Below are 14,067 nucleotides of genomic sequence, written 5' to 3'. Positions count from 1 at the left end.
CAGCTATATTGGACACCTGTCCAAGTGGTGTGAGGAGTCCGCTGATCATGGAAATCGTGGCGAACGTGCTGGTCGGCCTGGTGGCCGCGCTGCACGCGTACATCCTGGTGCTGGAGATGTTCCTGTGGGAGAAGAAGCCGGGCCGGGGGCTGCACGGCTTCGACCCCGAGATGGCGCGGGCGACCGCGCCGCTGGCCGCCAACCAGGGGCTCTACAACGGTTTCCTGGCGGCGGGCCTGATATGGGGGCTGATCGCCGCGGATCCCACCGGGTTCCGCGCGCAGGTGTTCTTCCTGTCGTGCGTGGTCGTCGCGGGTGTGTACGGCGCGGCCACGGCCAACCGTCGCATCCTGTTCGCGCAGGCACTGCCCGGCGCGCTCGCGCTGGCCGCCGTCCTCGCCGCCCGGTGACCGGGACCGCGCCCGAGGACCCGCGGGCCGCGCGCACCCGGGCGCGGCTGCGCAAGGCCCTGCTGGACGAGTGCGCCGAGCGCCCGCTGGAGGAGGTGGGCGTCGCCTCGCTGGTGCGCCGGGCCGGGGTGGGCCGGGCCACCTTCTACGTGCACTACGACAGCCTGGAGGCGCTGGCGACCGACGCCTGCGCGGACGTCGTACGGGAGGCCGTGGAGGCGCTGCACGCCTGGCGCGGACGGCCCGATCCGGTGCACGCCCCGCCCGCGCTGCCGGCGTTCTTCGCGGGCCTCGCCCCGCACGCGGCCCTGTACCGGACCCTGCTCGCGCCGGGCGGCGGCGGGCCGCTGGGCCTGGTCCTGCACCGGGACCTGCGGGCCCGCAGCCTGGCCGAGCGCGAGCTGGCGGGCGCCGCGGACGCCCCGCTGGTCGCCTCGGCCGTGGCGGCCACCTTCGCGGGTGTCCTCGCCGACTGGCTGCACGGGCTCCTGGTGGCCACCTCCGACGAAGTGGCCGACCAGGTATGGCAGTTGCTGGTCGCCCTGCACATGAGCCGGTGACGCCTCACTTGCAGGCCGGGCCCTGCTTCATCAGGGGCCAGGCCTCCACTCCGTCGGGGGTGCGGACGTACGCCGTCGACCGGTCGTCCGTCAGCCACAACTGCCGGTCGTGGTAGCGGTATCCGGTGTCGTGCGCGTCGGCGGACATGCGCACGTCGCCGTCGTACGGGGCGGTCAGCATGATGTCGGTGTCGAGCACGCCGTCGGGGTCGCGGGCGTAGGTCCTGCGGTCCTCGCCCCTGCCCAGGTCCAGGAAGTGGGCCTTCTGCCAGTCGCAGTGCTCGGCACCGGCGTAACCGGTGATCTCCGCGACCGGTGCCCGCCTGCCGTCCTTGTCCGTCCAGATCTCGTACTCCTGTGAGTCCGTGAAGCTCGCCGGAAGTTCGGCCGGATCGCAGGAGGCGTTGGTCTCCGGGCCCCAACCGGGCCGGTCCTTCTGGTCCTTGGCGACCACGACCGCCACCTTGGTACGGCCGCCGACGTCGAAGGAGTACAGCACACGGTCCGCTTCCCTGCGCTCCACGCGGTAGCCGTGGTCCGGGAGCATCGGCTCGAACATGTCGAAGTACAGCTTCAGGCCGTCCTCGGGCGTGTCACCGCCGTCGCGGCTGTCCCACCCGTCGGGCCCGCCGCCGTCGTAGATCTCCCCGTCGCACTCCAGTGCCCGGCCGGCCGCGCCGGACGCGGTGCGCAGGGCCTGCGGGGTACTCTGGTCGACGGACTTGGTGGGGACGTACAGCGGACCGCTGTAGGGCGTCGCAGGCGGCGTGCCCTTGACCACCACGTCCGGCCCGTTCCCGTCGTCGCAGGCCACCGCCGTCACGGCCGCCAGTACGGTCAGTGCCACAAGGCCTCCGCGCATCCCCGCCCCCTGGTCCTCCGCTCGTGTTCCGGTCCTTCGACGTGGCACCGGGCCGGAACGTTCGGGGGTCAGCGGGCCGTCTGGAAGGTACGCCGGTACGCCTGCGGGGAGACCCCGATCGCCGCGTGCAGATGCTGGCGCAGGGAGGCACCCGTCGCGAAGCCGACCTGGCCGGCGATCCGGTCCACGGACAGGTCGCTGGACTCCAGCAGATGCCGGGCCCGGACGACGCGCTGCTGGATCAGCCAGCGGCCGGGGCTGAGCCCCACCTCCTCGTTGAAGCGGCGGGCGAAGGTGCGCAGGCTCATCCGGGCATGGCCGGCCAGGTCGGTCAGGGTCAGCGGTTCGTCGAGGTGTTCCAGGGCCCAGGCGCGGGTCGCGGCGGTGCTCGCGGCGCCGCTCTCCGGGACCGGCTGCTCGATGTACTGGGCCTGGCCGCCGTCCCGGAACGGGGGGACGACGCAGCGCCGGGCCACCTTGTTGGCCAGCTCGCTGCCGTGGTCCGTGCGGACCACGTGCAGACAGACGTCCACACCGGAGGCGGCGCCGGCCGAGGTGAGGATCCGGCCGTCGTCGACGAACAGCACGTCCGGGTCGAGGTCGACCTGCGGGTACATCGCCCGGAAGCGGTCGGCCACCTGCCAGTGCGTGGTGGCCCTGCGGCCGTCGAGCAGCCCGGCCGCGGCGAGGACGAACGCGGCGGTGCAGATGGAGACGATCCGCGCGTCGGGGCGGATCATCGCGAGCGCGGCAGCGACCTCGGGGGGCAGCTCGGCCGGGATCCGCGAGGGCGTGACGGAGACGACCACCACCGTGTCGGCCGTGGCCAGGATGTCGGGGCCGTGGTCGACGGCGATCGAGAAGTCGGCGTTGGCACGCACCGGCTTCCCGTCGACGGTGCAGGTCAGCACCTCGTAGCGGTCGTCGGCCGCGCCGAAGATCCGGGCTGGGATGCCCAGCTCGAAGGGGTAGACGCCGTCGAGGGCCAGGACGACGACCCGTTCCGCACTCCGCTTGCCATGCATGGCACGATCTTATCGAAGCTTGGCAATCATGCCATTTCACGGGCGGGCGGGCCCCGGCAGGCTGGGTGACCATGAGCGATGTGAACACCATGCGAGTCATCAGTCAGGACGTCCTCGGCGGTCCCGAGGTCCTCAAGGAAGCGGAGGTCGAGCGGCCCGCGCCGCGCCCCAACGAGGTGCTGGTCCGGGTGCGGACCGCCGGGGTCAACCCCACCGACTGGAAGCACCGCGCCACCGGCGGCTTTCTGGGCGAGCCGCCCTTCGTCCTGGGCTGGGACGTCTCCGGCGTGGTCGAGGAGACCGGGATCGGCGTCGCCGCCTTCGCGCCCGGGGACGAGGTCTTCGGCATGCTGCCCTACCCGTACGGCCACGGCTCGCACGCCGAGTACGTGATCGCCCCGGCCCGGGCCCTCGTGCGCAAGCCGGCCGGGATCGACCACACGCAGGCCGGCGCGCTGCCGCTGGTCTCGCTGACCGCCTGGCAGGCCCTGGTGGAGATCGCCGAGCTGCGGCGGGGCCAGCGGGTGCTGATCCACGCGGCGGCCGGCGGGGTCGGGCATGTGGCCGTGCAGATCGCCAAGGCGCGCGGCGCGTATGTGATCGGCACGGCGAGCGCGGGCAAGCACGACTTCCTGCGGGAGATCGGCGTGGACGAGGCGATCGACTACCGCGGCACCGACGTCACGGAGGCCGTACGGGACGTCGACGTGGTGCTGGACACGATCGGCGGTGACACCTCGGTCCGCTCCCTGCGCGTGCTGCGGCCGGGCGGGGTCCTGGTCTCGATCCTGCCGGTCGGCTCGGAGGAGCTCTACGAGGAGGCCGAGCGGCTGGGCGTACGGGCGGTGCGCATGCTCGTGGACGCCGACCGCGGCGGCATGCGGGCGATCGCGGAGCTGGTCGAGGCGGGCAAGCTGCGCGCCACGATCGCGGGGACGTTCCCGCTGGCCGATGCCGCCGAGGCGCACGCGCTGGGCGACACCGGCCGGACGACGGGCAAGCTGGTCCTGCTGGTCGACTGAGCCGGAAGCCGACCGAGCCGGAAAGGTGAGCACGGGTCTGATCGTCTTGCCGTTGCGGCGCTGAGCTCACGAGGTGAAGGACAGCACGGCGTGGTCGCCGGGGCCACGCCGGTGGCCTGGGAGCCGACGGCCTCGACGGCCCCGGCACCCGGACCGAAGAACTACTTGCGCCAAACTCGAAGACATATGTCAATCGAACATGCTCAAATTCCGTCTATCGAGGGTAACTTGCTGGGCGGGAACGGTTTTCCCGGCGCGGGTGGGAGGTGGGGCCGTCGTGCGACAGGAACCGCGGCAGGAACCGCGGCGGGAGCCCGCTCCGCTCACCCGGCACCTGCGCATCCACCAGGACCGGGGACACACGGTGCTGGAGTTCCGCGGCGAGATCGACATCGCGGCGGCCATGGAGATCGCTCCGTACCTGGACCGGGTGACGGACCGGCCCGGCGCGCGGATCGTGCTCGACCTGCGGCACATCGAGTTCTTCGACTGCTCGGGGCTGCGCCTGCTGTACCGGGCCCGGCGCCGGGTCCTCGACCGCGACGGGCAGCTGGAGCTGGTGTGCACCCATCCGCTGACCCTGCGCGTCTTCCGGCTCACCGGGCTGTCACGGCTGCTGCCCCCGCGGCCGACGCTGGACGCGGCCCTGGGACAGCCCGAGGCCACGTCCGGCTCTTTATGACCCGCTGCCTCGGAGAGGAGGTCACCGGCACTTTCGGCCGGTGTTGATGCACCGGACCATCCGGTTCATCAGACTCTCGTCGAAGACGTTGATGAAGTCGCCGTGGTCCGTGATGGGCTTGTGCATCTGCTCCGGGAAACCGTCCACCGCGTAGAACGGGCTGGACTGCCCGTTGTCGTCGAGGCTGGGCGCGTCCACGTCGTAGACCAGACGCTGGACCAGCTGCGGAATGGCCTTGAAACCGCTCGGGCAGCGACCGGTCCTGGGATCGGCGAACGCGACGTGCGAGCGGTGGTTGGCGCTGTCGATGTTCTGGCCGTCCCAGCAGCTCTGGAACTTGGAGGTACGGACCAGACTGCTGCCTTCGGGACAGACCGGGTACTTGTCCGTCAGCTGCCGGTTCTCGAAGCCGGTGCAGCTCCACGCCGCGTTGGCGTTCGCGGCGCCGTTCGTGAATGCCTTGGCGTCACCGGTGATGATGCGCAGGAACCTGGGCATTGCCACGACCTTGCCCTTCGGGCTGCCTATGAAGTTCAGGGTGACCTGCGAGGCCGTCAGAATGCGGCCGACGTTGCCCTCGGCGCCGCCGCCGAGCTTCTTGGCGTCGAACTCCTGGGTGCCGTCCTGGAGACGAAGCACCGGCCAGTAGTACGTGGACTTGTCGCCCTGGTTGCGGCAGCTGGTCCCGGCAGCGGCGAACTCCTCGTTGCTGGTGAACGCGTCGTTGTCCTGATTGCCGACGTAGTCGTGCGTATGGTGCGCGCCGTTGCCGACACCGGGGGCGACGATGATGTTGTCGGAGTTGTGCAGCTTGTTCTCGTTGACGCCGCACTGTGTGGTGAAGGTGCCCCGGGAGGCGCCGCGCGACTTGCGGGTATTCCTCACATTGGGGCGGACCGTGGTGATGTCCACGAAGTCGGCGGCCACCGGGCCGTTGCCGCTCTGGCCGCTGTTGCCCTGCTGGCCGCTGTCGCCCTGCCGGCCGGTGCCCGTCTGGTTGCCGGATGCGCGCAGCGTACACGCGGCGAGGGATTCAAGCCCCTGCGGCCCGGTCCCCGACCTGCCGATGGCGATCGCGATCCGGTCGATGATCGCGACCCGCTCGTCCCTCAACGGCCCCATGACCGCGTTGTCGGCGAAGTTGCTGCCCCGCTGGATCGCCTGGGCGGAATTCCGCAGCCGCTGGTAGGCCTCCGCCACTTGCTTGTCGAGGAGCGCGAGTTCCCCGTCGACCTGCGCCCTGGCCTGGCTGGGGACCGAGGTCAGTTCGGCCCTGACATCCGGGCAGCTGATGGTGGCGGCTTGTGCCGCGAGCACTTGCGCCTGGCCTTGCGAGGCGCTCTTCGTCGAGTTGCCGTTTCCGCTCACGTCGGCGGAGGCATACATGTTGACCGTTATCAGCCCTCCCGCCCCCAGGACCAAACCTGCTACGGCGGCGATGGCTCGGTTCGACGTCTTCGATCGCCTGGGCATGTTGCGACGCATGGGACTCCTATGAGGTTCTCGATCAAAGTGGGCGTGACACGTCTCCGACCGACTGCCTCCGTGACCGGGGCCACGGGGCATCAGCGCGGGGGCGGAGAACTGTCGGCGTGTCATGCCAGGAAGGACTTGGGCCGGCGGGCCGGCAGACGTAGCCATGAGGCCGGGCCGGGCACCACCACCGTCAACGCCATGGGCAGGAACACTCCTGACCCGGCGGCGTACCCGGTTCGCGTTCTTGCGGCTGTTCCGGTTCGACGCCGCTGCGGGATCTCGCAATCGGGTCGTCGGGCACTGGTGGGTCTTTCAGTTACGAGAGCGGCATAAGGACGCGCCGCAGTGCGGTTGCCGCTTCCCTTGCATGGCGGCGATGCCTGATCATGCGCTGCTCCTCAACCTTTCTCCGTCACCTGGCTTCGGCGACCGGCGCGGTCAGCATTGCCTCTGAGGCAGATGAGGCGACAGAGGTTTCGACCCCGCGTCAGAGTCTCGTAAGGAGTCACTCCGGATGCAGCCTGAGAAACCAGCGAGGAGCGAGCTCCTGTGCCAACTGCCGTACGAATCCCGGACCGGTGTGCACGGATGACCTCGTCCCTTCCTGAGCAGCAGCGAACTCTGTGCCGACTGGAACGTCCCTGTTCCGTAAGGGTTGAGGTGTTCCGATGCGGCCAGGTGCCGAGTGGGATGGAGGGCATGAAACTGAGTGTCTCTCCGCCGGTGTTCAAGGGCGGACTGCATGATGCCCGTACGGCGACCTCGATCGGCCGCTGGTTGGGTCCGGCGTTCGCCGTGTGCTTCGTCACCGGGCTGGTCAGTCATGTCATGCAACATCCGCCGGGCTGGCTGGCCAACGACATCCCGAGCCGCCCGGCCTGGGGATACCGGCTCACCCAGGGGCTGCACGTCGCTTCGGGCATCGCGGCGATCCCGTTGCTGCTGGCGAAGCTGTGGACGGTGTATCCGCGGCTGTTCGAGTGGCCGCCGCTGCGCTCGGTCAAGCATGCCCTGGAGCGGCTTTCGGTCGCGGTGTTGGTGGCCGGTGCCGTCTTCGAGCTGGCAACAGGGCTGCTGAACACGGCCCAGTGGTACCCATGGCCGTTCTCCTTCGTGCCCGTGCACTATGCGGTGGGGTGGCTGGTCGTCGGGGCGCTGATGCTGCACATCGCGGTCAAGGCGCCGGAGATCAAGGCGCATTGGACCCGTCGGTCGCCCGGGACGCTCGCCCTGCCCACGCAGGACGGCCCCGACCGCCGCTCGCTGCTGGCCGCGGTGGGCGCGGCCGTCGGGGCCGTCACACTCACCACGGTGGGCCAGTCGTTCACCCCGCTGAAGGACTTCCTCCTGTTCGCGCCCCGTCACCCGGACAAGGGGCCACAGGCGCTCCCGGTCAACCGGACCGCCGCCGCGGCCGGGGTCGGCCGGATCGCCGATCAGGAGTACCGCCTGACGGTGGTCGGCCCACGGCCCTACACCCTGACCCTGGAGGAGCTGCGCGCTCTGCCGCAGCATGAGGTAGAGCTGCCGATCGCGTGCGTGGAGGGCTGGAGCAAGTCGGCGCGTTGGACCGGCGTACGCGTCGCGGACCTGCTGGAGCGTGCGGGGGCGCCGGCGCAGGCGCGGGTACGGGTGGTGTCGTTGCAGTTGAGGGGCGGCTACCGGGTGTCGGAGATGGGGCACGAGCACGCCCGTGACCCGCTGACCCTGCTCGCCCTGCGCCTGAACGGCGAGGAACTCGACCCCGACCACGGCTACCCGGCGCGGCTGATCGCCCCCAATCGGCCGGGTGTGCTGCAGACCAAGTGGGTAGGCCGACTGGAGGTGCTGGGGTGAAGGTGCTGCGTACGACAGTGGGCGTGGCCGGTGTGGCGCTCATGGGCGTCGGAGCGTCCCTGCTCAGCGATGTCCGCGATCTGCCGGATGTGCTGGTGTGGCTGGGCGGGGCGATCGTCCTGCACGATGCGGTGATCGCCCCGATGGTGCTGTTGGTGGGGTTGTTGCTGGTGCGCGGCGGTGTGCGCGGGCCGGTCCGTGCTGCCCTGGTGGTCGTGGGCGCGTTGACGACGGTGGCGCTGCCCGTGCTGCTACGGCCGGGGAAGACGGCCAACTCGTCGGTGCTGCCGCTGGACTATCCGAGTAACTGGCTGATCGCACTGGTGGCCGTGGCCACGGTGACCGCGCTCGTCCTGGCTGTGCGGGGATTCGGGCGAAGTCGTCGGCCGTCCGATGAGTGATGTTCCTCGTCCGGCCGAAGGAGGAGCCGCCTTACGGGTGTCTTACGCGTCGCGGGCGGGCGCGGCGGAGCACCTGGTGGCCGCCTAGCGTGAGCGGATGCGATCCCTTCGTACTCTTCGCGTGACCGCCGTGGTGACCGCCGCTCCGTTGCTGTTGGCCGCCGCCGGTCTGATGCACCCTCGGCATCTGACGGCGGCGACGGCAGGGCACTGGGCCGTTCTGCACATCGTCCTGTTGCCTGTCTTTCCCTTCCTTGTCCTCGGATTGGTGGTGCCCTTGTGGGGCAGGCCTCGCAGTGATGCGGAGGGGGCCTTGACGGTGCTCTCGTGGGCCGGATGTCTCTGCTTCGCCGCCTACTACTCCGGCCTTGACGCGGTGGCCGGCATCTCCGCCGGCACCGTGGTGGACCACGGTGTCCATGGGGCGGCCGGACGGCTGTTCGCCACTGGCGACGAGTTGGGCCGGACCGGGGTGTACGGACTGGCCGTGGCCTCGCTCGCCGCCTGCGCGGTGCTCTGGCGGCGCCATGGTGTGCGGGTGTTGCCGGGTGCTGCCGTGCTGTTCGCCGCCTGCTGGTCGTTCGTCGGCAGTCACATCTTCTGGCCGAAGGGCGTGTTCACCATGCTCGGCTTCGCTGTGGCCTTCGCCCTGCTGACGGTGGCGGCGACCCGGCCCGCCGAGGACGTTCGCCCCGACGCGACGCCCGGCACGCTTCCCGAGCAGGGGGTACCCCCAGAGCACGCACCGGACGCCGCTCCTTGACGGGAGAACGTTGCCTGCCGGGGCGACTGTGTGACATGCGGCAGGACCGACCCCGGCTTCTCCTCGCCGGGCCGGTTCTGCCTCCTCGTCGGCCTCAGACCGCCGCGGGCAGATGCACCTCGAACTGGCAGCCTCCCGGCACGTTGCGCACCGCCGCACGTCCCTGGTGGGCCTCCACGATGCCCCGCACGATGGCCAGACCGAGCCCGGCGCCGGCCGGCGGGGTGCGGGCGTCGGTACCGCGCCAGCCGGTGTCGAAGACGCGGGGCAGGTCCTCCGGGGCGATCCCGCCGCAGCCGTCGGTCACCGACAGCACGACCCGGTCCGCCTCACGGTGAGCCGAGACGGCGACCGTGCCGTCGGCGGGCGTGCGGCGGATCGCGTTGACCAGCAGGTTGGCAAGGACACGCGACATCTCGCGGCCGTCGACCTCCACCGGTACCGGCTCGACTCCGTGACCCACGAGTCGTACGCCGTGTTCCCTGGCCAATGCGTCGACGCCGGCGATGGCGTCGCCGACGAGGTCGTACACCGACATCCGGGTCGGGGACAGCGCCAGTACGCCGGCCTGGATACGGGAGAGTTCGAACAGGTCGCTGACCATGGCGCTCATGCGCCCGACCTCCGAGCGGATGCGGGTGAGGTAGACGCGCGGATTGTCGACCATGCCGTCCTCGAGGGCCTCCGTCATCGCCTGCAGGCCGGCCAGCGGCGTGCGCAGGTCGTGGGAGATCCAGGCGACCAGTTCCCGTCGAGAGGCTTCCAGGGTCCGCTCCCGCTCCCGGGAATCGGCGAGCTTGGCACTGGTTGCAACCAACTGGCCGGTGAGCTCGGCCAGTTCAGCGGTGGGTGCGGTGGCGGGCGGGGTGAAGCTGCCGTCGTCCCCGAGGGCGCGGGTGGCCTCGGCCAGCTCCCGGCTGCCGTTCACGACGCTGCGGCCCAGGAGGAGTGCCACGACGAGCGAGACGACCGCGGCCATGGCGCACACCATCGTCACCACCCACAGGTCGTGATCGGACAGGAACATCGCCTGGGACACCAGCATGGTTCCGGCAAGCATCGCCGCCACGGTGACGGCGGCGACCACGGCCAGGGACACGGCGACGGACCGGTGCCGCAGCGCCCGCAGGACCGCGACTCCCACCAGTCCGGCACCCGCCGCGCCGCTCGCCGCGTAGAGGGCGATGAGGAACGTGTCACCGACCATGGCCGGCCTCCGCTTCCTGCGACAGGGGAGGGTCGAAGCGGTAGCCGATGCCCCACACCGTGCTGATCAGGCGAGGGTGAGCCGGGTCGTCCTCGACCTTCTCGCGCAGACGCCGCACATGCACGGTGACGGTCGACAGGTCGCCGAACTCCCAGCCCCAGACCCGCTGCATCAGCTGCTCCCGGCTCGTGGCCTGCCCGGGGTGCCGGATGAAGAACTCCAGCAGGTCGAACTCCCTTATGGTCAGGGATAGTTCGGAGCCTTTTCGGGTGGCGCGCCGGGCGGTGGGATCCAGGGCGAGCACGCCGGACCGCAGCCACGGCTCCGCGACGTCGGCCCGGACGGCCGTCGCCGCCCCGGCTCGGCGGAGCACGGACTCCACCCGCAACACCAGTTCGCGGGGACTGAACGGCTTGGTGACGTAGTCGTCCGCACCGACCTCCAGGCCGAGGATGCGGTCCTCCTCGTCGCCGCGCGCGGTCAGCATGATCACCGGGAGCGGTCCGGTCATACGGATGCGGCGGCATACCTCCAGCCCGTCCATGCCGGGCAGCATGAGGTCCAGGACCACCAGGTCGGGCTGCCGGGAGGCGGCCTGAGCGACGGCTGCGGGGCCGTCGGCGGCCACGTCGACGGCGAATCCCGCCCGGTCCAGATATCCGGCGACAACTTCGGAGACTGTGGGATCGTCGTCCACAACGAGTACGCGTTTCACACCGCCGAGTCTCACAGGCGGACGGGGGCGGGGACGGACACGGCGAGCGACGTCAGCGATCCGTAAGGACCAGACATCCCTTATGCCCGTTTTGCATCCGTAGGGTGAGTGGGGTGATCGAGAAATCCCCCTCTTCTGTGGACGTCGTGCTGCCCTGCCTCGACGAGGCCGAGGCCCTGCCGTGGGTGCTGGAGCGGATCCCGTCCGGCTGGCGCGCGATCGTCGTCGACAACGGTTCCACCGACGGTTCCCCGGACATCGCCCGTGACCTGGGTGCGTACGTGGTCCACCAGCCGCGGCGCGGCTTCGGCGCCGCCTGCCACGCGGGCCTCACCGCCGCCACTGCCGACGTGGTCTGCTTCTGCGACTGCGACGCCTCCCTCGATCCCGGTCTGCTGCCGGCCGTCGCCGGTCCCGTCCTCGACGGCGCCGCGGACCTGGTCCTGGGCCGTCGCCGGCCCACCGCCCGCGGTGCCTGGCCCCTGCACGCCAGGCTGACGGTCGGTGACCTGCCGCTTCTTCGCGACGTGGACACCGCGGCCGACGCCGCCTCGGTGGTCACCTGCTGCCCGCCCGGATCCCGCTTCGCCACCGCCATGGCCTCGCTCGCAGAGACCGTCTGATGAGCGACATCGCGCAGGGGACGCGCACTTCCGTCGCCGGCCGTACCGATCCGGAGGAGCCAACGGCGTCGGAGGAGGACCTCCTCCACGTCACGCTGCCTTCCCAGCTGCGAGCGCCGGTGCACCAGGCCGATCGGCTCACGCCGGTCGGGTCGGGGGAGCCCTGGACCGACGACCCGTACGGTCGTGCCGTGCGCCTCGGCAGGGGCCCGCTGTACCTGCGCCGCATGACACCGCGCACCGACGGGGCGGATGAACTGCTCCCCTTGGACGTGGAGCGCTTCTGCGCCGCACCCGACGCCGCCGACACCGCCGTACTGCACCGCTGCACCGGACCCGTCCTGGACGTCGGCTGCGGGCCCGGGCGTCTGGTGGCCGCCCTGGCTGCTCGGGGTATGCCGGCGCTCGGAGTGGACGTCAGCCCGGCCGCCGTCGCCCGGACCCGGCGCCAGGGCGGAACCGCCCTGCAGCGGTCCGTCTTCGACCGGCTGCCGAGAGAAGGCCGTTGGGGCACGGTCCTGTTGATGGACGGCAACGTGGGCATCGGCGGCGACCCGGAGGCCCTGCTCACCCGCCTGCGTGACCTGCTCCGCCCCGGCGGACGCCTGCTGGCCGAGGCCGCCCCGCAGGACGTGGACGAACGCCTCACCGTCCGCGTCGAGGACGCCCACGGCCGCCACGGACGCTCCTTCCCCTGGGCCCGCGTCGGCACCACCGCCCTGCTGCACGCCGCCGACGCCACCGGGTGGGTCCTCACCGGACGGTGGACGACCGACGACCGCCCCTTCCTGGAACTCCACCGCCCGAACACGGCGCTCGACACCTCACCCCCCATACGCCGCGGAGGGCCCGACCGCACATGACCGAGACCGCCACCCCGCACCGGCAGGATCCCGGTGGCTCAGCCACACCCCCGCCGCCGCGTCCCACCGCACCGGCCGGTCCCCACAGGCCCCGGATCCGCGTCGCCGTGACGGTGCTCCTCCTCACCGCTCTGACCGCCGTCGTCGTCGACACCCTTCACGCGGGCGACAACCACAGCGCCCCCGGCCGGCTGCTGGGCGGATACGCCGTCGCCTGGGCTCTGTTCGCCGCCGCCGCGTGGACCATACGCGCGGTCCCGGTCCGCGCCGCGACCGTCCTCGTCCTGGCCGGTTCGGCAGCGGTCGCCCTGGCCGGGCTCGCCGCGCAGCCGCGTACCAGCAACGACATGTACCGCTACGCCTGGGACGGTCGCGTCCAGGCCGCCGGCATCTCCCCCTACGCCCACCCGCCCGCCGCACCCGAACTCGCCCGGCTGCGCGACGACTGGCTCTTCCCCACCCAGGAAGCCTGTGAGGGATGGGGACTCACCCACACCGGCGGTGGCCTGTGCGTCCGCATCAACCGACCCACCGTCCCCACCATCTACCCCCCTGTCGCCGAGGGCTGGTACTTCGCCGTCCACGTTCTGTCCCCGCCGGACAGTCGCCACAAGCCGCTCCAGATCGGCGGCGCCGCCCTGTCCTTCGGCACGACCCTCGCCCTGCTCCGCGTGCTGCGCCGCCGTGGTGACCCGGAGCGTGCTCCGGCCCGTGCCGCGCTGTGGGCCTGGTGCCCGGCCGTCGCCCTGGAAGCGGTCAACAACGCCCACATCGACACTCTCGGCGTACTGTTCGTCGTGCTCTCGCTCGGCACCGCCACCGCCGGAAGCCGCCGTGGCGGGCTGCTCGGTGCGGCGATCGCCGTCAAACTCCTGCCCGTCCTCGTCCTGCCCGGCGCCCTGTCCGGGCAGCGCGGCCCGGCCCGCGTCCTGCGTGTCGTCGCCGCCGCCGTCGCCGCGGTGGCGCTCGCGTACGTGCCCTATGTCGCGGCCTCCGGGGCGGGCGTGCTGGGCTACCTCCCCGGCTACCTCCACGAGGAGGGCTACGAACCGGGCCACGTCCGCCGCTTCGCCCTGCTCAGGCTCCTCTTGCCGGACACCGCCGCAGGGGTGACCGCCGCCGTGCTGCTCGTCCTGACCGCCCTGTACGTGTGGTGGCGCGGGGACCCGGCCCGTCCCTGGCACGGCGCCCTGCTGGTCACCGGCACCGCCCTGCTCCTGTTCTCACCGAGCTATCCCTGGTACTCCCTGCTCGTGGTCGCCCTCGTGGCCATGGACGGCCGGTGGGAGTGGCTGACCGTCACCCTCGCCGGCACCGTCCTCTACCTCGCCGGCCGGCTCCTGCCCGGCTTCCCCCTACAGGCATGGGCCTACGGCATCGCAGCCGTGGTGATCGGCACGGGCGCCTGCCTCCGCTCCGGCAGGGCACGCCAGGCTCTCCTCGGCATCGACCGGCGGTCCGACGAGGAGCGGACCTGACGGTGCGGCGACCGCCTTGCCCGGGTGAACCAGCTCCCAGAAGCACCGCGATCAGCGGCGAGAGGCCGGCAGGCCGACGGGTACAGCACTTGGTCTGCGGCATCGGCCCGTCGGTGGCCGCGACGACGAGAACCGCGCCGTCCC

The 14,067-nt window shown here is 71.4% G+C and carries 15 protein-coding genes; 10 read left to right on the top strand and 5 right to left on the bottom strand.

Features of this window, described 5'->3' with window-relative positions:
• Positions 1-47 precede the first annotated feature (47 nt).
• Together ACIPSA_RS19605 and ACIPSA_RS19600 are read left to right on the top strand one after the other, a co-directional pair.
• The gene (locus tag ACIPSA_RS19605) at positions 48-410 is read left to right on the top strand and encodes a DUF1304 domain-containing protein (protein ID WP_402636301.1); all 363 of its coding nucleotides are present in this window, start codon (positions 48-50) and stop codon (positions 408-410) included.
• Positions 407-970 (top strand): TetR/AcrR family transcriptional regulator, encoded by a 564-nt coding sequence (locus tag ACIPSA_RS19600; RefSeq protein WP_402636298.1) that lies wholly within the window; start codon positions 407-409, stop codon positions 968-970. The genes ACIPSA_RS19605 and ACIPSA_RS19600 overlap by 4 nt, the downstream gene beginning before the upstream one ends.
• A 4-nt stretch (positions 971-974) precedes the next feature.
• Here ACIPSA_RS19600 and ACIPSA_RS19595 read toward each other — a convergent pair whose 3' ends face one another.
• Both ACIPSA_RS19595 and ACIPSA_RS19590 read right to left on the bottom strand, forming a co-directional pair.
• Positions 975-1,832, bottom strand: coding sequence for a hypothetical protein (locus tag ACIPSA_RS19595; RefSeq protein ID WP_402636296.1), 858 nt, complete (start codon positions 1,830-1,832; stop codon positions 975-977).
• Positions 1,833-1,900: 68 nt separating this feature from the next.
• Entirely contained in the window at positions 1,901-2,857 is a 957-nt protein-coding gene (locus ACIPSA_RS19590; RefSeq protein ID WP_402636293.1) for a GlxA family transcriptional regulator, read from the bottom strand.
• A 71-nt stretch (positions 2,858-2,928) separates the two neighbouring features.
• Here ACIPSA_RS19590 and ACIPSA_RS19585 point away from each other — a divergent pair, with 71 nt between their 5' ends.
• Positions 2,929-3,879: an NADP-dependent oxidoreductase gene (locus tag ACIPSA_RS19585; protein ID WP_402636290.1), complete on the top strand. Its 951-nt coding sequence runs from the start codon at positions 2,929-2,931 to the stop codon at positions 3,877-3,879.
• Positions 3,880-4,078: 199 nt separating this feature from the next.
• Positions 4,079-4,561, top strand: a complete 483-nt coding sequence (locus ACIPSA_RS19580; protein ID WP_402636287.1) for an anti-sigma factor antagonist — start codon at positions 4,079-4,081, stop codon at positions 4,559-4,561.
• Positions 4,562-4,582: 21 nt separating this feature from the next.
• Here the strand turns inward: ACIPSA_RS19580 and ACIPSA_RS19575 are convergent, their stop codons facing one another.
• Entirely contained in the window at positions 4,583-6,046 is a 1,464-nt protein-coding gene (locus ACIPSA_RS19575) for a DUF1996 domain-containing protein (protein WP_402636284.1), read from the bottom strand.
• Positions 6,047-6,727: 681 nt separating this feature from the next.
• On the opposite strand from ACIPSA_RS19575, the gene ACIPSA_RS19570 reads away from it, so the two are divergent.
• From ACIPSA_RS19570 to ACIPSA_RS19560, 3 genes are all read left to right on the top strand, one after another.
• A complete protein-coding gene (locus tag ACIPSA_RS19570; protein ID WP_402636281.1) occupies positions 6,728-7,873 on the top strand; it encodes a molybdopterin-dependent oxidoreductase in 1,146 nt (381 codons plus the stop codon).
• On the top strand, positions 7,870-8,274 hold the full coding sequence (locus tag ACIPSA_RS19565) for a hypothetical protein (RefSeq protein ID WP_402636278.1): 405 nt from the start codon (positions 7,870-7,872) through the stop codon (positions 8,272-8,274). Before ACIPSA_RS19570 ends, ACIPSA_RS19565 begins: the two co-directional genes overlap by 4 nt.
• Positions 8,275-8,587: 313 nt before the next feature.
• Positions 8,588-9,037, top strand: coding sequence for a hypothetical protein (locus ACIPSA_RS19560; RefSeq protein ID WP_402636276.1), 450 nt, complete (start codon positions 8,588-8,590; stop codon positions 9,035-9,037).
• A gap of 94 nt (positions 9,038-9,131) precedes the next feature.
• Here ACIPSA_RS19560 and ACIPSA_RS19555 read toward each other — a convergent pair whose 3' ends face one another.
• A complete protein-coding gene (locus tag ACIPSA_RS19555; RefSeq protein WP_402636273.1) occupies positions 9,132-10,244 on the bottom strand; it encodes a sensor histidine kinase in 1,113 nt (370 codons plus the stop codon).
• A complete protein-coding gene (locus ACIPSA_RS19550) occupies positions 10,234-10,959 on the bottom strand; it encodes a response regulator transcription factor (protein WP_402636271.1) in 726 nt (241 codons plus the stop codon). The genes ACIPSA_RS19555 and ACIPSA_RS19550 overlap by 11 nt, the downstream gene beginning before the upstream one ends.
• Before the next feature lie 113 nt (positions 10,960-11,072).
• Between ACIPSA_RS19550 and ACIPSA_RS19545 the strand changes: the two genes are divergently transcribed.
• Genes ACIPSA_RS19545 through ACIPSA_RS19535 form a run of 3 tightly spaced genes read left to right on the top strand, consistent with a single transcriptional unit; the run spans position 11,073 to position 13,923 of the window.
• The gene (locus tag ACIPSA_RS19545) at positions 11,073-11,582 is read left to right on the top strand and encodes a glycosyltransferase family 2 protein (protein ID WP_402636269.1); all 510 of its coding nucleotides are present in this window, start codon (positions 11,073-11,075) and stop codon (positions 11,580-11,582) included.
• Positions 11,582-12,445 carry a class I SAM-dependent methyltransferase gene (locus ACIPSA_RS19540; protein ID WP_402636267.1) on the top strand — a complete coding sequence of 288 codons (864 nt, stop codon included), beginning with the start codon at positions 11,582-11,584 and terminating at the stop codon, positions 12,443-12,445. The genes ACIPSA_RS19545 and ACIPSA_RS19540 overlap by 1 nt, the downstream gene beginning before the upstream one ends.
• Positions 12,442-13,923: a glycosyltransferase 87 family protein gene (locus ACIPSA_RS19535; protein WP_402636264.1), complete on the top strand. Its 1,482-nt coding sequence runs from the start codon at positions 12,442-12,444 to the stop codon at positions 13,921-13,923. The genes ACIPSA_RS19540 and ACIPSA_RS19535 overlap by 4 nt, the downstream gene beginning before the upstream one ends.
• Positions 13,924-14,067: the final 144 nt, after the last annotated feature.

The organism is Streptomyces sp. NPDC086549 (assembly GCF_044746205.1).
In the GTDB taxonomy this organism is placed as follows: domain Bacteria; phylum Actinomycetota; class Actinomycetes; order Streptomycetales; family Streptomycetaceae; genus Streptomyces.
Note: the sequence above shows the minus strand (reverse complement) of the source record. Positions and strands in the feature narration are given on the sequence as shown.